The sequence below is a fragment of the Neobacillus sp. PS2-9 genome (assembly GCF_030915525.1).
Taxonomy (GTDB): Bacteria; Bacillota; Bacilli; order Bacillales; family Cytobacillaceae; genus Neobacillus.
In genome coordinates, this window is the sequence record NZ_CP133269.1 from 2,131,121 (window position 1) to 2,151,533 (window position 20,413).

The 20,413-nt window shown below is 36.4% G+C and carries 19 protein-coding genes; 11 read left to right on the forward strand and 8 right to left on the reverse strand.

Annotated elements, in window-relative coordinates:
- Window positions 1-41: 41 nt before the first annotated feature.
- Window positions 42-305 carry a metal-sensitive transcriptional regulator gene (locus tag RCG25_RS10695; protein WP_308083649.1) on the forward strand — a complete coding sequence of 88 codons (264 nt, stop codon included), beginning with the start codon at window positions 42-44 and terminating at the stop codon, window positions 303-305.
- Window positions 306-410: 105 nt separating this feature from the next.
- The gene (locus tag RCG25_RS10700; RefSeq protein ID WP_308083650.1) at window positions 411-899 is read left to right on the forward strand and encodes a L,D-transpeptidase family protein; all 489 of its coding nucleotides are present in this window, start codon (window positions 411-413) and stop codon (window positions 897-899) included.
- A gap of 29 nt (window positions 900-928) precedes the next feature.
- Here the strand turns inward: RCG25_RS10700 and RCG25_RS10705 are convergent, their stop codons facing one another.
- Both RCG25_RS10705 and RCG25_RS10710 read right to left on the reverse strand, forming a co-directional pair.
- Window positions 929-2,155, reverse strand: coding sequence for an MFS transporter (locus RCG25_RS10705; protein ID WP_308083651.1), 1,227 nt, complete (start codon window positions 2,153-2,155; stop codon window positions 929-931).
- 145 nt (window positions 2,156-2,300) lie between these two features.
- Entirely contained in the window at window positions 2,301-4,694 is a 2,394-nt protein-coding gene (locus RCG25_RS10710) for an immune inhibitor A domain-containing protein (RefSeq protein WP_308083652.1), read from the reverse strand.
- A 410-nt stretch (window positions 4,695-5,104) separates the two neighbouring features.
- Here RCG25_RS10710 and RCG25_RS10715 point away from each other — a divergent pair, with 410 nt between their 5' ends.
- Window positions 5,105-6,031, forward strand: a complete 927-nt coding sequence (locus tag RCG25_RS10715; protein WP_308083653.1) for an ATP-grasp domain-containing protein — start codon at window positions 5,105-5,107, stop codon at window positions 6,029-6,031.
- Between the two features lie 69 nt (window positions 6,032-6,100).
- On the opposite strand, the gene RCG25_RS10720 is transcribed toward RCG25_RS10715, so the two are convergent.
- Window positions 6,101-6,631 carry a YceI family protein gene (locus tag RCG25_RS10720; protein WP_308083654.1) on the reverse strand — a complete coding sequence of 177 codons (531 nt, stop codon included), beginning with the start codon at window positions 6,629-6,631 and terminating at the stop codon, window positions 6,101-6,103.
- 1,215 nt (window positions 6,632-7,846) lie between these two features.
- Between RCG25_RS10720 and helD the strand changes: the two genes are divergently transcribed.
- Together helD and RCG25_RS10730 are read left to right on the forward strand one after the other, a co-directional pair.
- Window positions 7,847-10,171: an RNA polymerase recycling motor HelD gene (helD, locus tag RCG25_RS10725; RefSeq protein WP_308083655.1), complete on the forward strand. Its 2,325-nt coding sequence runs from the start codon at window positions 7,847-7,849 to the stop codon at window positions 10,169-10,171.
- A 91-nt stretch (window positions 10,172-10,262) separates the two neighbouring features.
- Complete coding sequence (locus tag RCG25_RS10730) at window positions 10,263-10,877, forward strand: DUF2238 domain-containing protein (protein ID WP_308083656.1); 615 nt, start codon at window positions 10,263-10,265, stop codon at window positions 10,875-10,877.
- A gap of 18 nt (window positions 10,878-10,895) precedes the next feature.
- On the opposite strand, the gene RCG25_RS10735 is transcribed toward RCG25_RS10730, so the two are convergent.
- A complete protein-coding gene (locus RCG25_RS10735) occupies window positions 10,896-11,030 on the reverse strand; it encodes a BA3454 family stress response protein (protein WP_308083657.1) in 135 nt (44 codons plus the stop codon).
- 166 nt (window positions 11,031-11,196) lie between these two features.
- Between RCG25_RS10735 and RCG25_RS10740 the strand changes: the two genes are divergently transcribed.
- Window positions 11,197-11,664: a GNAT family N-acetyltransferase gene (locus RCG25_RS10740; protein WP_308083658.1), complete on the forward strand. Its 468-nt coding sequence runs from the start codon at window positions 11,197-11,199 to the stop codon at window positions 11,662-11,664.
- A gap of 21 nt (window positions 11,665-11,685) precedes the next feature.
- On the opposite strand, the gene RCG25_RS10745 is transcribed toward RCG25_RS10740, so the two are convergent.
- Complete coding sequence (locus RCG25_RS10745) at window positions 11,686-11,916, reverse strand: hypothetical protein (protein WP_308083659.1); 231 nt, start codon at window positions 11,914-11,916, stop codon at window positions 11,686-11,688.
- Window positions 11,917-12,147: 231 nt separating this feature from the next.
- Between RCG25_RS10745 and RCG25_RS10750 the strand changes: the two genes are divergently transcribed.
- The 4 genes from RCG25_RS10750 to asnS all read left to right on the forward strand — a co-directional run bounded on the left by RCG25_RS10750 (window position 12,148) and on the right by asnS (window position 16,709).
- Complete coding sequence (locus RCG25_RS10750) at window positions 12,148-12,876, forward strand: SDR family oxidoreductase (protein ID WP_308083660.1); 729 nt, start codon at window positions 12,148-12,150, stop codon at window positions 12,874-12,876.
- 2 nt (window positions 12,877-12,878) lie between these two features.
- Window positions 12,879-13,907, forward strand: coding sequence for an S-adenosylmethionine:tRNA ribosyltransferase-isomerase (locus RCG25_RS10755; RefSeq protein ID WP_308083661.1), 1,029 nt, complete (start codon window positions 12,879-12,881; stop codon window positions 13,905-13,907).
- 309 nt (window positions 13,908-14,216) lie between these two features.
- A complete protein-coding gene (locus RCG25_RS10760) occupies window positions 14,217-15,083 on the forward strand; it encodes an alpha/beta hydrolase (protein ID WP_308083662.1) in 867 nt (288 codons plus the stop codon).
- Window positions 15,084-15,317: 234 nt separating this feature from the next.
- Complete coding sequence (asnS, locus tag RCG25_RS10765) at window positions 15,318-16,709, forward strand: asparagine--tRNA ligase (protein ID WP_308083663.1); 1,392 nt, start codon at window positions 15,318-15,320, stop codon at window positions 16,707-16,709.
- 61 nt (window positions 16,710-16,770) lie between these two features.
- Here the strand turns inward: asnS and RCG25_RS10770 are convergent.
- Together RCG25_RS10770 and RCG25_RS10775 are read right to left on the reverse strand one after the other, a co-directional pair.
- Window positions 16,771-18,107 (reverse strand): IS3 family transposase gene (locus RCG25_RS10770; RefSeq protein WP_308080071.1). Its coding sequence is split into 2 segments (ribosomal slippage): window positions 16,771-17,720 and window positions 17,720-18,107, totalling 1,338 coding nucleotides; the frame shifts between segments, so codons are not numbered across the junction.
- A 157-nt stretch (window positions 18,108-18,264) separates the two neighbouring features.
- The gene (locus tag RCG25_RS10775; RefSeq protein ID WP_308083664.1) at window positions 18,265-18,432 is read right to left on the reverse strand and encodes a hypothetical protein; all 168 of its coding nucleotides are present in this window, start codon (window positions 18,430-18,432) and stop codon (window positions 18,265-18,267) included.
- Between the two features lie 163 nt (window positions 18,433-18,595).
- On the opposite strand from RCG25_RS10775, the gene RCG25_RS10780 reads away from it, so the two are divergent.
- On the forward strand, window positions 18,596-18,814 hold the full coding sequence (locus RCG25_RS10780; RefSeq protein ID WP_308083665.1) for a helix-turn-helix domain-containing protein: 219 nt from the start codon (window positions 18,596-18,598) through the stop codon (window positions 18,812-18,814).
- 60 nt (window positions 18,815-18,874) lie between these two features.
- Here RCG25_RS10780 and RCG25_RS10785 read toward each other — a convergent pair whose 3' ends face one another.
- Window positions 18,875-20,356, reverse strand: coding sequence for an amino acid permease (locus RCG25_RS10785; RefSeq protein WP_308083666.1), 1,482 nt, complete (start codon window positions 20,354-20,356; stop codon window positions 18,875-18,877).
- Between the last annotated feature and the right edge of the window lie 57 nt (window positions 20,357-20,413).

The window sequence follows — 20,413 nt, forward strand, 5'->3', positions numbered from 1 at the left end:
TAGGATTATCGCTTAAAATCTATACAACAGAGGTGAGTATATTGATCTACGACGATAAGGCAATTAATCGTTTGAAACGGGCTGAAGGACAAATAAAAGGCATCTTGAGAATGATAGAGGAAGGTAAGGAATGTAAAGAAGTGATTACCCAGCTATCTGCTGCAAGATCTGCGATTGACAGGACAATTGCTGTTATTGTTAGTTCTAATCTCGAACATTGCATTCGTGAGTCCATGGAAGCCGGCAATGAAGATTCTTCAAAGCTTGTTGAAGAGGCAGTTAATATGCTAGTGAAAAGTAGGTAAATAGGGAAACGTCTATCAATAATTGATAGGCGTTTTTCTTTTTAAAACAAGGCAGGCAACCAGTAACTGTCATGGGCATATGCTATCAGAGAAAGGTGGGATAGCATGATCCATATTGTTAACCCCGGTGAAACGTTGAGTATTATTTCAGCTAATTATCGAGTAAGTCTCCGCCGCCTTTATGCTGCAAATCCAGGGGTGGGGCATTTGCAAGTGGGGCAGCAAATCCAGATTCCTGGTTTGCCAGAGCCAAGCAGCATTCCCTATTCCATCCAAATATCTGTTGGGAAACGAAGACTTACTTTATTCAACAACGGAAGGCTTGTTAAAATTTTTCCAATTGCCGTTGGAAAAATGTTAACACAGACCCCATCGGGTGATTATGTAATTGTTAATCGTCAGTATAATCCAGGGGGTCCATTCGGAGTATTGTGGATGTCATTATCCAAACAGGGGTACGGGATTCACGGAACCAACGATCCAAGTTCTATTGGAAAAGCTGTTTCACATGGTTGTGTAAGAATGTATAACCGAGATGTGATGCAACTCGCAGATATGGTCCCAAATGGTACTCGGGTAATGATTCGTCCATAAGATAAGACGGCTGAATAGAATCAGCCGTTTTAATTATCAGCAACAGTAACAAGCTTCCTTTTTTCATTAAAAAGATCCATTCGCATTGTCCATAGAAAGTAGGCTATACCCAGGCTACTATAAAAAATCCCTCCAATTAGACCCATCATTTGCGGTGAGATAAACTCAAGTAATACACCAGTCGTGAACATTGAAATCCCGATACAAGTATTAGCAATAGTTGCTGACAGTCCAAAATAAACTCCATGGTATTTAGAAGGAATTGTTTGCATGACGGCAGTATCCAAAAGGGTATTTCCTACTCCGCTAAAAATAGTTAAGATCCCAAACAAAATAACTACTAAAATAAAGGAGTTGGCTTGGCTGATGCCGGATAGGACCACTCCTTCCATAAACAGACACATAAAGGCAATGGAAAGATATTTTCCTGTAATCCATTTTGTTAGCAACGGACTAATTAGAAACCCTGTTCCAAGAACACTATATAAAATTCCTACACCGAGATCGCCTGCATGGAAGGTCTTAACAGCGTACACACTCAACAATATATTTTCAATCCCATTTACCAATGGAACAAGGACATCAAATGATAAAATCATGAATAAAAAAGAGGATGCCATGACGAGGGGAAGAATTTTCCCAGATGTCTCTGTCTTTTTTCCCTCATTAATGCTAGTTCCTGAAGATTCGAGATTTGGAATCGTACGAATAATAGAGCCTGCAAGTATGAAAGAAAAGATATTTACGATAAATGCCGCTTTTGCTCCAAAAAGAAAGGAGACAAGTCCTCCACTAAGTGCTCCGACAATCAATACAAACCCAAGTGAAACTTGCTCCCAGGAGTTGATTTCTTTAATATGGTCTGATTGAACAATGGCAGGAATACTAGATTTTCGTGTAGGTCCGTACAAGGCTTCTCCGCTTGCAAGAAGGAAGGAGCCAATATAGACAATCCATAAATCATAGGACGATTGGACAAATAAGAAGGAAAGTGCAATAAATGCTCTTGAAAAGTCTGTGAAAACTAGTACGCTTTTTCGAGACCATTTTTCAGCAATCATACTGCTAAGTGGACCAAATAGAAGGAAGGGAATCATACGTAAAGCCATTGTAATCCCAACAGTCAAGCCTGAACCAGTTAAGTGTAAAAGTAATGCAAGTAACGCCACCTGGCTAAAGCGGTCTCCCACACCGTTAATAATCCCAGCAAAAAATAATTTTCGATAGGATTTTTCTGTTTTTAAAATTTGAAACATCTCTCCATCCTCCAAATATGATTATCATCTAATTAGATATATTTCTAATTAGATGATAATCGAAAGTATATAAAAAGGAAAGATGCTTTTGTTAAAATTACAAAAAAATCCCACCTTTTGAAAAGAGGAAGGTGGGATTACTTTATTATTTGTAGATTACAATAGATCCAACAGATTTGTCTTTTGCTTGTCCGTTTACACGAACTTTAAGTCCATAATTACCAATATTTCGGCCTGCATCTGGCATAAAGGTATTTAAGAAAGAGTTACTGTCGTTAAATAATGAAACGGCATCCTGACTTGGTACAGTTAATGTTTGAGTTGGATATATGAGGTCTAAACCAGAAGTTGGATTTAATCCAAAGGCAGCATCTGCAATATGGTAACGAGTGCTGGCTTCTGGTGTTGTACCATCATTTACTAACCACCTTAAGTCATTTCCAATATGAGCATCCACAACTCCTAAGAAACCATCACCTGGGTGAACGCCCGTCCAGTTTTCAGTATAGCTATCATCCACATACCATACAACTAGTCCACCATCATAACTCATTAAGGAATTTCCACGTTTAATGTTTTTAAGACCAAGGTCAACACCTTTATGATTACGCCATTCAAGCAAATAGTAATGATCAGTTAGTTTATTTCCGTCCATCTTAGTAAAACCATTTAGAGTAAATGACGATGGTGAATTCTCAGCTCCATCATTAATAATAGTTTGCCCATCTGCAACTACTTTGATATTATCGGCAAAGAAACCGATATTTGATTGACCCCAGTCTGTTGCAGAACGGAGACGTAGCTTAACTTTTTGACCTTTATACTGTGATAAATCAAACGACTGAGCTTTCCACCCATTTGAATTTCCAGTGAAACCAGGCATTGAGTTTAAGATTGTTGGATAACCTTCAGGAACCACATCCGACCGAGTATTATCGTTTCCTAGTGATTTCCATGTTGCTCCATTATCTGTAGATACTTGGACAAAAGCGAAGTCCCATTGTTCCTCCATATCATACCAAGCATCAAATGTTAGTGTAGCAGAGGATTTTCCAGTTAAATCTACATCAGTTACCATAGTTGTATCCATTTCATCTTTTTGACCACCCCAATACTCAAAGCTTCCAGCAGCTGGAGTGTTAACAGGAGTTTTCTTTCCAGGCAAATTCACACGAATTGCTTGACTGTTTTGACCGAGTGGAGAATTAGCTTGATCAAGTAAGAATTGTGTTCCTTTAGTAGAAACATCTTCCCAATTGACAACAGTTGGAGCTGTCCATTTACCACCAAGAGTGGATTGGAAGTATTGTTTTGCCCAAGGAGAGAATCCAGTTGGTTCTGCACCTGGTACTTTACCAGCCCAAGAGCCACTTGCCATAATAGACCAATATCCAACTGCTTCACCCGTACCAGAGTATACGGTATCATATTCATCAGGTAATCCTAAATCATGACCGTATTCATGAGCAAAAACCCCCGTTGCTCCATCTTCTGGCATCATAGTATAATCGTAAAAACCAACTTGTCCAACTCCTAGTGGGTCAGAGTCAACATATTTAGCAGAACGATGTGACCAAATTGCATTGTTACCTTGTGCTCCACCGCCAGCTTCTTGTCCAATACCCGAGTGAATGATTTGTAGGTGGTCAACTAAACCATCTGACTCCCAAAAGTCTCCGTCACCATCTAAATCATGCGGATCCTCTAAATCATAATCTTGTAAAGGTATACCTGCAGCCAATGCAGCTTTATAAGTATCTACTACTAATTGCTTGGAACCCCCAGGGGTTACGTTGTCATGACCGCCAGTGGCTTTATCAGCACCATAATAGGCAGCTGTACCGGGCACCTTTAACCAGCCATATGCTTTACCTTCAATGGTATAAGTGCCACCGGATTGCTCTTCATAGAATTGTTTTTGCGAAATTTGGTCCTCACCGTTAGGCCCTTTATAATCGTCATTCTTACCAAAAATCATATCTTCGTAGTGTTTAAGATTATAATCACTGTAATAATTGTCTGTTTCTCCTGGTTGAATGCTATTGTGTGGGAGATCTGAGAATTCTACTGTTAATGTTAGTAATTTCCCTGTTTTCTGTACCCCAGGTGATTTTCCTTCTTGCACAGGATCAGGATTACCCTTTAACTGTCCATACTTGTTACCTTTTCCTTTTAATAGACCATTGTTAAAGTCTTTGAATTTCCGCTGTTTTTCAGCTTCTGCAGCTTTAACTTTTGCAGCCAAAGGGTCAGTTACTGTTACTTTATCTTGTTTCCCTTTAACCACTAAGTAATTATGTAGAGCCTTTTGTTTCTCAGCAGTAGAAGCATTTTTTGAAATAACGCCACGTTTAATAAGGGCTTCCAATAATTTGTCCTCGTTTACAACAGCCATATCCAGTGAACCATAATTATGTGAAACTGTTGCTGGTTTCTTTAGGACATCGCTGGAAGTACTAGCGTAATTGCCAGGAAATCCGGCAAACAATGTTCCCGCTATGACTGCAGTGGAAAGTCCTGTTTTTAATAGTTTCTTCATGAAACTCCCCCTTAAAATATCAGCTTGCTTTTCAATAATATTTTGAAAATTAGGACAAGACAATAGGATATTTTCCTTAAATTTCTGTAAATTCTAACAATTTATAGTTAAATTGACTCATTTATCGACGACAATTCTATTTTTTTTGCAAAAATTTAGCAAAACAACAGGAACAAATCTTAATTAACAATAGTAAATCTGTATAAATTATGTTTAAAAGAGAGTCTGTAAAGCGTTACTCCGACAAAGGGAAGTGATTTACAAATTGTGTAAATCAAAAAAGAAATATTATACAATTACCACTTTCTCTACTTCACAAATCGACAATAGAAAACTAAAATATAAATAGGAAATAGAATAAATTAAGGATAAAATACATATAGGTTTCAGCACGAGGGGAGACTTTCTTTTTGAAAAAAGTTCATATTATACACGAGAATAGTGATTGGACACAGCATTTAACCAAGCGCCTAGATGAAATAGGGGTGCCTTACGAGGAGTGGCATTTAGATAGCGGACGTCTCGATCTTACAAAGGAGCCTCCAGAAGGCGTTTTTTATAATAGGATGAGTGCATCTTCCCATACAAGGGGGCACCGTTTTGCACCGGAATTTACTGCTCAAGTACTTGCTTGGTTAGAAGCGCACGATAGGAAGGTTATCAATGGTACACGTGCCCTTCAGCTGGAGATTAGCAAAGTGATCCAATATTTAGAGCTAAACAAATTTGAAATCCAGACACCTCGTACAATAGCTGCAGTGGGGAAGGAACAAATCCTCGAGGCTGCTGTTGAATTTTTAGATACCCCTTTTATAACGAAACATAACCGTGCAGGGAAGGGGTTAGGTGTACAACTATTTCAAACGTATGATGGCTTGAAGAGTTATATCGAAGGCCCAGTGTTTGAGGAGCCAGTTGATGGTATTACTTTAATTCAAGAGTACATACAAGCGCCAGAAAGCTATATTACTCGCTGTGAATTTGTAGGTGGAAAGTTCGTTTATGCAGTAAAGGTAGATACTTCAGAAGGCTTCCAATTATGTCCTGCGGATGCATGTCAAATAGGTGATTTATTCTGTCCTGTAGGGGAAGAAAAAGAAGAGAAACCAAAGTTTGAAATTATTGATGGTTTTTCAGATCCTATTATTAATAAGTATGAGAAGGTACTAGCTGCCAATCATATTCAGGTGGCCGGCATTGAATTTATTCGCAATGCAGCGGGTGAAATATATACGTATGATATTAATACAAATACAAACTACAATTCAGAGGCAGAAGCTAAGGCGCAGAAATTTGGTATGCTAGAATTGGCTAAATTTTTGAAGTCACAACTTTAAATTATTGAATATAACCATATAGAAAAAGAGGCTGGCCAAAAGGTCAGCCTCTTTGTTGTCTTATAATTATTAAGCTTTAGCAGCTTGGATCTGTAGATTGATTTTAACTTTATCGCCAACTAAAACGCCGCCAGTTTCAAGTGCAGCATTCCATACTAAACCGTAGTCAGAACGATTGATGGACCCTGATGCGCTGAAACCTACTTTTTCATTGCCCCATGGATCTTTTCCTTGGCCTTCAAATGTAACAACAAAAGTTTCAGGTTTTGTTACGCCGCGAAGGGTCAGATCTCCAGTTACATTGTATTCACCTTCGTCTGTTTTCTCAATCTTTGTTGCGCGGAAGTTCATTGTTGGGTGATTTTCGACATCAAAGAAATCTGCAGAAACTAAATGACCATCACGATCTTGATTACGAGTATCTACACTACTAGTCTCGATTGAAAATTCAATTGTTGCATTTGTTAAGTCAGTAGGATCTGCTTCAATTGTTGCGTTAAAGTTATTAAAGCTTCCTTTTACGTTCGCAATCATCATATGGCGAACTGAAAAATCTACGCTGCTGTGTGCAGTATCTAGTGCCCATTTTGTTTTTGTCATTAGTAAATCTCTCCCTTTTTGTTTTGAAATCATTTATCTTGAAATTGAAATAACTTAATTCAAGATAAATTATATGATGGAAATGATTTGATTGTCAATTGTTTTTTTATTATGTTTTTTCATTTTTATCGAATACTACTTATATATCTAATATGGGGGAATGAAATTGAATGAGGAAAATAAAAGGAATGAACCTTCCATTTTTGTTATTATGCGTGATTCATTCTTGTCTTCTTGGAATAACCTTTTATAAAAGCAAAAATAGAAAAAACATATTTATTTTGCTGGTATCCAATATAGGACTTGCGTACCTGTTTGAGTATTTTGTATTTAATTTATTTAAGTTATATAAATATAAACCGAATATCATTAGGAATAATTTTTTTGATAATATTTTTGGAGCTGTTTTATCCCAAGCGGTTTTTGTCCCATTTACATCTGTTTTTTTGACGGTTTCAAACTCGGGATGGTTAAAGAAGATATCTGCTAGCATTTATTTTTATCTTATAGAAATGTTATTTTTACGTTTGGGAGTGTATAAACACACCGGATGGAAAACTATTTATACATTTGTTTTAATTCCTTTTTACTTTAAATGGAGTGATATTTGGTATCACCTGCTTGAAAAAAAGAATGAGATTGTCCGATGTATTTCCTTCTTTTTAATGATCATGGTTACAGAGACTAATTTGTTTTTAATACTGGCCCTATTTCGAAAGATAAGATTTGGGGTGGGAAGACATCACTCATGGAAGGAACATTTTATTATCTCACCGTTATACTCTATTTCCGTGTCTTTATTCACTGCATTTTCTTTAAAAAATCATAATACTCTTGATGCCAAGCTAAGGGTCGTCATATTTTGTACTCTTTTAAATCAATTCTTTATAAAAATTAAGCTTTTAAAAAATAATATAAAGTTTTATCCATATGTATTAAAAAGGGTCATAATGGTTGCATTATACGGAAAATACAGGAAGTGGGTGTATGGAGAAGGAGAAATAGAAAAGAATTCTTAATGTACAAAAAAAACGCCTAAACAGGCGTTTGCTTTTTGTATAAAAAATCCTTGAAAATTATGTAAAGTGATGATAAGATGACAATTGGCACAAAAAAATCATTATAATGTAGTTAAAAATAACCTAATATAACATTATCATATAGGTTATTGATTGTCAAGTAAGTAGAATAAAATATTATCTGGAGTGTGGTTAAATGAGCGATTTACAAAACAAGGACTGGCAACTAGAACAAGAAAGAGTTAGTGCAGTCGTAGAGGAAATCGACCAAAAGGTAGCGAACCTATTGGGAAATACCAGTAAGGTTAGCTCAGACGTTCTAGAGCTTCGTAAGACCTTTTGGGAAGATGTAACTGTAAATTTCGAAGAACCAGATGATATTATTGAGACCGCAGCAAGTATTAAGCAACAGGCTGAATTGCTGTCGGAACGAGAACGAACACATAAACAATTGGATCAACAACTTAAAATCTTAGCAAAATTAAAATATTCTCCGTACTTTGGTCGAATTGATTTTTTTGAAGAAGGAGAAAAGTCCGCTGATCAAGTGTATTTAGGGATTGCATCATTAATGGACCAACATGACGAAAATTTTATAATTTATGACTGGCGTGCCCCAATCTCTAGCCTTTATTATGATTATGCTCCAGGACCTGCTGAATATAAAACCCCTGAAGGCGACATTAAAGGGGAAATGTTATTGAAGCGACAATTCATTATTAGGGCATCTAAAATTAAAGGTATGTTTGATACAGGTGTAACAATTGGTGATGAAATACTTCAAGAAGTCCTTGGCAACAATGCAAGCACACAAATGAAAAGTATCGTGGCAACCATCCAACGAGAGCAGAATGAAATTATTCGAAACGAGAGAAGTAAGATCCTTATTGTTCAAGGGGCCGCAGGTAGTGGTAAAACATCAGCTGCATTGCAGCGGGTTGCATACTTGTTATATCGTTATCGTGGAATATTAAATGCCGAAAATATTATGCTTTTTTCACCTAATCCGTTATTTAATAGTTATGTGGCAACGGTTTTACCTGAGCTTGGTGAAGAAAACATGCAACAATCCACCTTTCAGGAATACTTAACGCATAGACTTGGGAAGGAATTTGAGGTAGAAGATCCCTTTACACAAATGGAATATTTACTTCGTACATCAGGAAATCCTGAATATCAAATAAGAGTCCTAGGAATTCGTTATAAAGCGAGTCTTGAGTTTAAGGACAAAATTGATCAGTACGCAAAAGTGCTATCAAGGAAGGGCTTAATCTTTAAGGATTTAACTTTTAGAAAAGATGTCTTGGTTTCTAAAGAAGAAATTCATAATTATTTTTATTCATTGCCGGATAGTTATTCCATTCCAAACCGAATTCAGCTAGTAAAGGATTGGATATTGAAAGAAATAAAACGTGCAATGAAACGTGAGCGTACTAGAAGCTGGGTAGAGGATGAGTTGCAATACCTTGAAAAAGAAGATTTTATGGAGGCATTCAAAAAACTACAGGAGAAAGATCGTTTTTCAGATAACACATTTGATGATTTTGAACGGGAGCAAAAATTATTAGCAGAAATGATAGTCAAAGAAAAATTCAAACCCTTATTTTCACGGGTGAAGAGTTTAAAATTTATTAATATGCCGGAAATTTATCTTCAATTGTTTAAAGGCTTGGAAATAATTACAGAAACACAACCATCTAATTGGGAACAGATTTGCGGTCTCACAATAAATAAATTAAGTAAAATGGAAATTGCCTATGAAGATACCACACCCTATGTGTACCTCCAGGATTTAATAGAAGGAAGAAAGTCAAATACTGCCATTCGTCATATTTTTATTGACGAAGCCCAGGATTATACACCGTTCCAGTTTGCTTTTATTCAAAAACTTTTTCCTTATAGTAAAATGACACTTCTAGGCGATTTTAATCAGGCTATCTTCTCTGGAGCGACGGGTTCCGAAACGGTGTTAACAGAATTAGACATCAAAGGAGAGGAAATTGAAAGGTTTGTATTAACAAAAACATATCGGTCTACAAGCGAAATTGTTCACTTTACGAGTGGTTTGCTTACAGATGGTGAGAAAATCATCCCCTTTAATCGTAAAGGTAGGAAGCCGGTTATTGAAATGGTTAATCACGAAAAAATTAATCATTTGATTCTTGAAAAAATCAAAGAATGGAAAGCAGATGGACATCGAACGATTGCAGTAATTTGTAGGACGGCAGAAGAAAGTAAAAATGTTTTTGAAGCACTTAAACAAGATGTGCCACTGCACTTAATCGAGAAGGGGACAGTTTCTTATGAGCGCGGAAACCTTGTCATTCCATCGTATTTAGCTAAAGGTATAGAGTTTGATGCGGTCATTCTATATGATTGTTCCCCTTACATTAGAGAAAATGAACGAAAACTATTCTACACCGTCTGTACTCGAGCTATGCATGAACTGCATATATTTGCCACGGGACAGGTTTCGCCTCTATTAGAGGTTGTTCCAAGGGATGCTTACGAGTTAGTTTAAACTGTTTAAAAAAGCTGTAAGATCCTCTAGTGAGTCTTGCAGCTTTTTACATAAAGTAATTGCTAATAATGATGGAAAATGGGGAGTCTCAATGTTAAAGGAACATCGATTATTGATTGTTTTCTTACTACTTTTTTCAACAGTACTAATTTGGTCAGCCATACACCCCTCTGATCGTTTTACCTGGTGGTTGGAGGTCATCCCAGCATTAATAGGTATGTTAATTTTGTTTTTCACGTATCGCTTCTTCACCTTTACAACTCTTGTCTATTTTTTAGTCTTTATCCATTCGTCAATATTATTTATTGGCGGACATTATACCTATGCAGAAATGCCATTGTTTAATTGGTTTAAGGACATTTTGGGATTGGACCGTAATTATTATGACCGGCTAGGTCATTTTGCACAAGGGTTTATTCCAGCCATAATTATTCGAGAATTACTCATACGGACTTCGCCATTAAAAAATTCTAAATGGCTGCCTATTACAGTGGTGTCGATGTGTTTAGCAATAAGTGCAGTTTATGAATTAGTTGAATTTTTTGTGGCTGTTTTAACTGGAGAAGCTGCCGAAGCGTTCCTTGGTACTCAAGGAGATGTATGGGATACTCAGTGGGATATGCTATTTGCATTAATCGGCGCAATTATTTCCTATATAACACTGTGTAAAACTCATTCACAACAGTTAATGAAAATGAAAAAATAAAAACAGCCGCCGGCTGTTTTACTTTTTCCATTGCTTTTGTACTTGTTCATATGCAAGGCGGAGGATCTCTTCATTTGAAGTTTCAGGATTTGTAATCACGTTGGTTAAATAGCTTCTTCCTTCGAATGTAATAGTTACTTCAATTTGTACCATAAGTTATCACCTTTCTTTTTTTTATTGCTAATGTTGTTTATTTATTGGATAAAAAATAAACAACATTTCAGTGTATGAATGCTGCCTTATGCGTATGACAGTAAGTGTTAGCGGGTATGAATTTTGATATAATTGTTTCATAAAGTTATTTGTAGGGAGAGTAAGCATGTCAATCTATTTTGAAGAAGTAACAAAAGAAACGCTGTATATTGCTTTAGAGATGGTTAATTCAAATCCAGAATATAATGTATTTGAGAACGGAAACGAGGAAAGGACACTAGTAGAAGTAGAGGAGGAGTTCTTAAATCCTCATTCAACGAGTGCATTTATTAAGCTTGATGACACCTATATTGGAGTAATTGATTACTTGATGGAAAATCCAAAAGATCATCATCCATGGCTAGGACTATTATTGATTCATGGCGATTACCAGGGTTATGGCTTTGGCAAGCAGGCATATTCAATATATGAAAATGAGATGCTAAAACGAGGTGTCAATAAAGTTCGTATTGGTATTTTGAGTGAAAATAAAAAAGCGATTCGCTTTTGGGAATCCTTAGGATTTGACTATTATAATACAGTCATTGCACAAAATGGAAGTGGAATTTTATGTTATCAAAAACAATTGGGCTAAAAAAACTTCCAAAAGGAAGCTCTAAACTTCAATTACCATAAATTCCTCTGCAAACAACTGAACATCATTTTTATTTATTTTATTTTTCTTCAGTAAAGATTCTGCTAAAACGATGTGCGCTTGAATAGAAATATTTCTTTTTAAATCACGAATAGATACCTCGCCATTCAATAATTGAATGGCTTTTTCTTTGATGTCTTGATTCTTAGATGATGTGTAAAGAAGATAAGCAATACAAGTGATCTTGTCCACAAAGTAACCTCCTATCAAGAATCGAGTATCTTTTGTTTAATACATATTCGACGAGAAACCAACTTTTTCCTTCTACAATTCATGATGATTATTGAAAATTCCGACAAAAAAATAAGAAGTTATCTCGGACCAAAGTTGTAGAAAGAATCAAGCTTCTTTACGAGGAGAAAAAACCAAAGATTTCTTAAGATAGAAGCATAGAACATAAATTGATCTTAAGGAGTTTTGAAAATGGAAAACAAACCTGTTGTCATGATTACAGGAGCTTCAAAAGGGCTTGGCAGGGAATTGACGCTAGCCTTCGCACAAAAAGGAGCATATTTGGCTATATGTGCAAGAGGTGAAAAGAACTTACAAGAAGTAAAAAAAGAAGCAGAAGGTAAGGGTGCCTCTTGTGTGCTTGCAGTCACAGGGGATGTATCTAAATCAAGGGATGTAGAGAGATTTGTTGCTATGACAGAAGAATTATACGGGAAAGTAGATGTCTTAATAAACAATGCGTCAATTCTCGGTCCGAGCCCAATGCCACTGTTACTGGATTATCCTGAAGAAGATTTTGTAGAGGTATTAAAAGTAAATGCGGTGAGCCCGTTCTTAGTGACGAGAAGGATTCTTCCGGGAATGATCCTAAACAATAAAGGGTCAATTATTAATGTCACATCAGAGGCTGGGAACACAGGCTATGCTGGATGGGGGGCATATGGGATATCAAAATTTGCACTAGAAGGTTTAACAGAAACATGGGCAGATGAGCTCAAAGAAACAGGAGTTAGAGTAAATATGGTAGATCCAGGTGAGATGGATACAGAGATGCATCAATTGGCAGTTCCAGACTGTGATTATGAACTGGCGAATCCAAAAGATGTAATTAATATTTTTCTTTATCTAGCCTCCGATTCATCCAAGCATATCAATGGTCAGAGATTTCAGGCGCAGGAATTTATGGGAAGGGAGGTATAAGTATGCATGTAGAGACACTTAACTTTGAAATCCCGCCTTTCTTAAATGCCAAAATGCCACCTGAAAGAAGGGGGTTACGAAGAGATCATGTTAAGTTAATGATTCAGGATCGGCGAACAGGGCAAACAAATCATGATATATTTTTTAATCTTGATCATTATTTATCAAAGGGAGATGTAGTTGTATTAAACAGTAGTAGAACTGTTCCTGCTATATTATTAGCAGACTTATATCGTAACAAAAATTGTATCCAAAAAGGGATAGAAGTTCGCTTAGCAAGACGGAAGAATGGTCATACTTGGGAAGCGATAGCAGTATCTGCTGGAATAAAGAATGGAGATTTTCTAGTCTTATCTTCAACTCTTCATGGGGTTGTGTCACGCGCTTCAACGAATACCCCTTTTATTACGATTCAATTCTCAAAGCAAGGAACAGCTTTGTATGATGAAATTTACGCACTTGGAGAACCTGTTCGATATGAATATATTAATAATCCTTGGGAACTAAACTATTATCAGACTGTCTTTGCTACCCAGCCTGGTTCTGTAGAAATGCCATCCGCAGGTAGGGCATTCAGTTGGGAGCTATTATTTAAGCTCCAAAAAAAGGGGATTCATCTTGTATTTATTCAACTTCACACGGGGCTTAGCTATTTAATGGATGACAAGTGGGACCACTCCCCAACAGAAAACTACGAGGAATATAACATTCCAAAGGAAGCATGGGATACTATTTTAAGGGCAAAAGTGGAGAGGAGAAGAGTGATTGCAGTGGGAACGACAGTGGTACGTGCCATGGAAACAGCAGCTTTGGATGGCTGTCTACAGGGATGGACCAATCTTTATATAAAGCCAACATACAATCTAAAGATTGCAGATGGGATTATTACGGGAATGCATGAACCAGAAGCTAGTCATCTAGATTTGCTCTCAGCCTTTATTGAGAAAGATCATTTATGCAACGCCTATCAAGAAGCGCTAAAAGAAGGGTATTTATGGCATGAGTTTGGTGATATGAATCTCATTTTATAATATACTAGAATTTCTTAAGCCTTGACTCTCCGGTCAAGGTTTTTAATTGTCTATAACCATGGTAAAATAGGTGGGAAGTTGATTTTAATAGGTTTATTTTTATTAGTAGTTTGTACCGCTCACATGGAATCAATTTTATAAAATAGGCTTTGTTAAAGAACATTGTTGATTTTTATACCCTGTTGATTGGAGCGGAAATCAACAGACAAGTTTAACAGAGCCAAAAAATAAAATTTCTACTATGGTAGTCTATTTTACAGAAAATTCAAATAAATTAACTTTAAAGATTCTTCTTGGAGGCGATGTACAATGTTTCATTTCAAAGAAGAACATCTAACAAGTGTTGAAGTTAGGAAGTCGATTATAAAAGAAGGATATTCTATTAGAGAAGTTTATTTTGAAAGCCCTTACAAAAGGTGCGTGAAAGCCTTTCTTATTGTACCTAATCAAAAAAGTTCTCATCCTGCTGTGATTTTTATGCATCCTGGCCAGGAGAGTAGAAAAAGTTTTTATAAGGAAGCTCAATTGCTTGCTGAAAAGGGGTTTGTTTCTCTTATTATTGAATCTCCGTTTTTGGTAGGCTGTCATCAAGAAGGGAAACAGTATAAAAAATTCATTCAAACAATAGAGACGTTGGTGGATATTCAAAATTACACTCAAATGATAATGGATATAAGGCGTGGGATTACTCTTCTTAGTAAACTAGAATTTGTAGATGCGAATCGAATAGCCTACGTCGGACACGGCTTCGGCGCTACATGGGGAGGAGTGCTTGCAGGCATTGAAAACCGAATTAAGGCTTTTGTTTTAATAGCTGGTGCCTCCCAAACCTCATCCTGGCATATGACGAGTGAACATCCAATGGCTGTTTTAATTCGGAGTTTTTTGCCACCAGAACGATTTGATTTTTTTATTTCAAATTTACGTAAATTCGCTGCTACGCATTATATTAAAAATGCAGCCCCCGCTTCTATTTATTTTCAATTTGCAAAAAATGATGAATATGTTGATTGTGACCAGGCAACCTCCTTTTATACTGCAGCAAGCTCTCCAAAAAAAATAAGTTGGTATCAAACAGACCATGGATTTTCACAGTGTGAAGAAGCCTTTTTAGATCGCCATAATTGGCTTCTTGATAAGATTGGACTACCCAATGACATCTTTGTAACGGAATAAACAGTAAACAAAAAATTAATTCGCTCACAAACGGGAATTTTGTTGAAAATTGCTTCATTGAATGGTATTTTATATAATATTGAAGGGATAAAAGAAAAACGAGGATAGTCAGTGAATTTTACCTTTCGTCCCAATGGGATGGGAGGTTTTTTATTTCGTCACCTAGTCCATTGGTGGAATACAATGCCATTGGCCAATTGATGACCTTATACATATGATTTAGGAGGAACTACTTTGAAACAGGCCTTAATCAAGGATTTGTACAGAAACACAGAAAGTTATGTGGAACAAAAGGTGAAATTATCAGGATGGATTCGTACCATCCGCGATTCCAAAACATTTGGTTTTATTGAATTAAATGATGGTAGCTTCTTTAAAGGAGTTCAAATCGTTTTTGACGAGCAATTAAATAATTTTAAAGAAATAACAAAGCTTCCGATAAGTTCAACGATTAAAGTAGAAGGAGATTTTATTTATACTCCTCAAGCAAAGCAGCCATTTGAAATTAAAGCAACTGAAATCACTATTGAAGGTACCTCAAATGTAGATTATCCGTTACAAAAGAAACGACATACATTTGAATACCTTAGAACGATAGCCCATTTACGACCAAGAACTAACACATTTGCGGCTGTCTTTCGGGTGAGATCATTAGCAGCATATGCCATCCATAAATTCTTCCAAGATAAAGGATTTGTAAACGTCCATTCTCCGATTATCACTGGAAGTGATACGGAGGGTGCGGGAGAAATGTTCCGTGTGACTACATTGGATTTGGAAAATCTTCCGAAAAATGAAGAAGGAAAAACGGATACATCAAAAGATTTCTTCGGTAAAGAGTCTAACTTAACTGTTAGTGGACAGCTTTCAGCAGAAGCATTTGCCTTAGCTTTCCGTAATGTTTATACCTTTGGACCGACCTTTAGAGCTGAAAATTCTAACACCGCTCGACACGCAGCAGAGTTTTGGATGATTGAACCAGAAATCGCTTTTGGGGAGCTTCCTGATATTATGGATCTTGCTGAAGAGATGGTTAAGTCTGTTATTGGTTATGTTATTGAACAAGCGCCAGAGGAAATGAACTTCTTCAATAGTTTCGTTGAAAAAGGCTTATTAGATCGCTTAAATAATGCCTTTACGGCGGATTTCGGCAGAGTGACATATACAGAAGCAATTAACCTGTTAAAAGAATCCGGTGAAAATTTTGCTTATCCCGTTGAATGGGGAGCAGACCTTCAAACAGAGCACGAGCGATATCTGTGCGAAAAAGTGTTCCAAAAGCCAGTATTTGTTACTGACTATCCAAAAGAAATTAAAGCCTTCTATATGAGATTGAACGAAGATAATAAAACAGTTGCTGCAACAGACTTACTAGTTCCAGGAATTGGAGAGTTAATTGGAGGCAGCCAGCGTGAAGAGCGTGAAGATATTTTAGCTGGAAAAATTAATGAACTTGGTATGAATGAGGAAGATTACTGGTGGTACTTAGAGCTAAGAAAATACGGCGGAACTAAACATTCTGGTTATGGCCTTGGATTTGAACGTTTAATTATGTACTTAACTGGTATGACAAACATCAGAGATGTCATTCCATTCCCAAGAACTCCAGGTAATGCAGAATTTTAAGCCAAAAAAGACCAATTCATTCTAATGTGTACCCGTTGTAAAGGACATTTTTAAAAAAAGCCTAGGCAGATTTAAGAAGATGGTCTCTGTATTGAACAGGGGTCATCTTTTTTAAATTCCATTGATATCTATAGTGGTTGTAATACGTCATATATTGCTTAATTTCTCTTTTTAGCTCCTCTAGGGTTGTACATTCTTTTATATAAGCTTCGTCTTTTAAGTGGCCAAAGAAAGATTCTTGAGGTGCGTTATCCCAACAATTACCTCTTCTTGACATAGATTGGCGTAGTTTAAGTTTTTTTACAGCTTTTTGAAAATCCGGATGCGTATAATGTACTCCTTGGTCTGAATGGATCAATGCATCTTTCGCTTTTTTAAAGTGTTTATTCTTCTTTAGTTTTTTAAGAGTGTCTGTGGCTAAATCAATGGTCATACGTTCTGAAATATTATAGGCTAATAGTTCACCTGTGGAACCATCTTTTATGGCTGATAAATAAGCTTTCCGACCTTCACCGTAAAATAAGTAAGTGATATCTGTTAGAAGAACTTTATAAGGGATTTCCTGTTTAAATTCCCGATTTAAAAGGTTTGGTACGACTCTATGTTCTTGTGTGGCTTTCATCATCCGTCTATAGGGATTTGCCTTTCTAATAGGGCAAATAATACCGTATTTCTTCATGATTCTTCTAATCCGTTTTAAATTGTATTTAACATTAAATTGACCCGCCAAAGTCATTTTAATTTGACGTGCCCCTTTCTTACGGCGTTTAAAATGAAAGGCTTTTAGGATGATCTCCTTCACTTTCTCATCTTCCGCTTCTTTTTCTTTTCTTATTTTTTGTGACCGTTCAGAGAAATAATTATAATAACCAGACCGTGAAACACCAGCCACGTTACATAAATAGCTCACCATATTCTTCAACTTATATTTCTGTATAACTGAACGGATAAGGATAAACTTTTGATCAGTGGGTAAGGTTATAGGTTCCTTTTCAGCCCCCTTTCTGCAAATCGTATCTTTTTTAATAGTTCATTTTCTGCCTTTAATAAATTATTTTGAGCTTCTAATCTCGCAAATTTCTCTTCTAGTGTTAGCTCCCTTTCACCAAGTCTCCCTGAATTTTCACCTCTGGTATCGCGTAGACCGGCTACTCCGTTTTCTCTATAGGAGGCGCGCCATCTCTTACCAGCAGCTCTAACACGATCCATTCCTAAAACATCAATATCGAATCCACATTGTTCAAATATCTCTCTAGGTAGCTTTCCACCTGCATTTTCTTCAATGAAAAGATGCTTAAACTCATCTGTATAGGTTATTCCCTTTGATCTAACTGATTTAACATAAGGGTTATTAGAAAGAATCTTAACCTCTTTCTCTGTAAATAATCTCTTACTCATCTGCATTCCCCAATCCCATTTTTCTTAAGTATACAAAAAAGTACCCGATAGAGGACTTTTTTAAGTGTCTACTCTATCGGGTACATTTTATTCAGTGAATTGGTCTTTTTTGTGTTTTTTCACATTGTTGGGGCTGATCAAGGCGCTTGCGCTTTTCTTACTGTAATTCTTCTTCAAAATAAAATGTACCTGGGTGCTCTTTAACGGTATAGGAATATCTCTTCATATTTTTTACATATTGCCATTTTAAGATTGTGACATTTTCACCAGTTTCTTTAATGTTTACAGTTTGGCCGCTACTATATCGGTTGTTTGAATTCTTCATTTAATTACACCCCTTCTATATTACAACTTAAGTATAACACAAATTAATTTATTCTATTTGTCCTTCATTTAGGTTATACTATAAAGTTAAAAATTGGAAACACTGCCTTTTCCTTTCATTTTTAATGCTACTATGATATGATGGTTAAAAGTGAGGTGTCATTTTGACAAATTATAAAGCAAAAAAGAGTAACCTCAAGGCCTTATTATCAAAAAACGGCATGGACTTGGTTGGTTTGGAAAAGAATACTAATATACCTAGAAGTCAACTCAATGACTATTTATCCAAGAAGGTAATGAGTTTAAATTCTGCAATGACCATTTCCAAAGAATTGAATTGCAAGATTGAAGATTTATATGTATGGACTGCTGAAGAAGCATAATCTTAAAGAAAAAAACAGACTCATGTGAGTCTGTTTTTTTTTTTAGCTTTTTCAACAATTTTAGTTAGATAAATCACATTTATCCAAAGGAATTACTTTAGTTTTCTTTGTTAATTTGTATCCCAACCATAAGATAAGGAAAAGCGGTAAACCAATATAAGAAACCAACACACCATTCCAATCGATAGTGCTTCCAATAAAGGCTGAATAGTTTTGTCCTAAAACAACGAATCCGCAGACAGCAAAAGCGAAAATAGGACCGAAAGGGAAGAATTTTGATTTATATGGTAATAAACTTAAATCCTTTCCTTGCGCTATAAAGGCTTTTCTGAATCGATAGTGACAGATTGCAATTCCCAGCCAAGCAATAAAGCCGGACATACCTGAAGCATTTAATAACCAGACATAAACCGTGCCATCTCCGAAGAAAGAGGCAAGAAAGGCCAAAGTACCTACTAAAGTTGTTGCAAATAGAGCATTGACAGGTACACCATTTTTATTTAGTTTCCCTAGAAACTTGGGAGCTTTTCCTTCACGTGCTAAGTCCCAGAGCATTCGGGTAGAAGCGTACATACCAGAATTACCAGCAGATAAAACTGCTGTTAAGATAACCGCGTTCATTACTGAAGCAGCAAAAGCAATTCCAGCCTTTTGAAAGACAAGCGTAAAGGGACTAACCGTAACATCACCATTTGCTAAATTTTCATTTGTAAAAGGAATTAGAAGTCCGATTACTAAAATAGCTAGTACATAAAATAAAAGAATTCGCCAAAATACTTGTTTCACTGCTCGTGGAATAGCTTTCCTTGGATCTTCCGTCTCACCAGCAGCAACACCTAAAAGCTCTGTTCCTTGGAAGGAAAATCCAGCTGCCATAAAAATTCCTAGCATTGCCATAAAACCGCCATGGAAAGGAGCATCACCAACTGTGAAATTTTTGAAGCCGATTGCCTCATCTCCCATGATACCGAAAATCATTAGTGTACCAATTATGATAAAGACAATAACCGTTACTACCTTTATTAAGGAAAACCAGTATTCTGCTTCACCAAATCCTTTAACAGAAAGATAATTTAATAGGAACATAATGACTAAAAAGATTCCACTCCAAATGAAGGATGGTGTTTGTGGGAACCAAAATTTCATGATCATCGTAACAGCTGCTAACTCGGCTGCAATGGTAATTGCCCAGTTATACCAGTAATTCCAACCTAGTGCAAAACCTAAGGAAGGATCGACGAATTTAGTTGCATACGTACTAAAGCTTCCAGCAACGGGCATATAGGCTCCCATCTCTGCTAACCCCTGCATCAAAAAGTAAACCATTAGACCAATAATAATATAGGAGAGAATAGCTCCGCCTGGTCCTGCAGAATGTATGGCCCCGCCACTGGCAAGGAATAAACCTGTACCAATTGTTCCTCCAAGAGAAATCATGGTAAGGTGACGAGATTTAAGGCTTCGTCTTAACTCTGAGGGTTCTTTTTTAGGTGATAAATCACCATTATATTCATTTTCTTTTAATACTTTTGCTGTTTGCATTATCTTTACTCCTTTTTTGTTTTCTTTCTTTTTTCGAGAAGGAGTTTGGAATAAAAA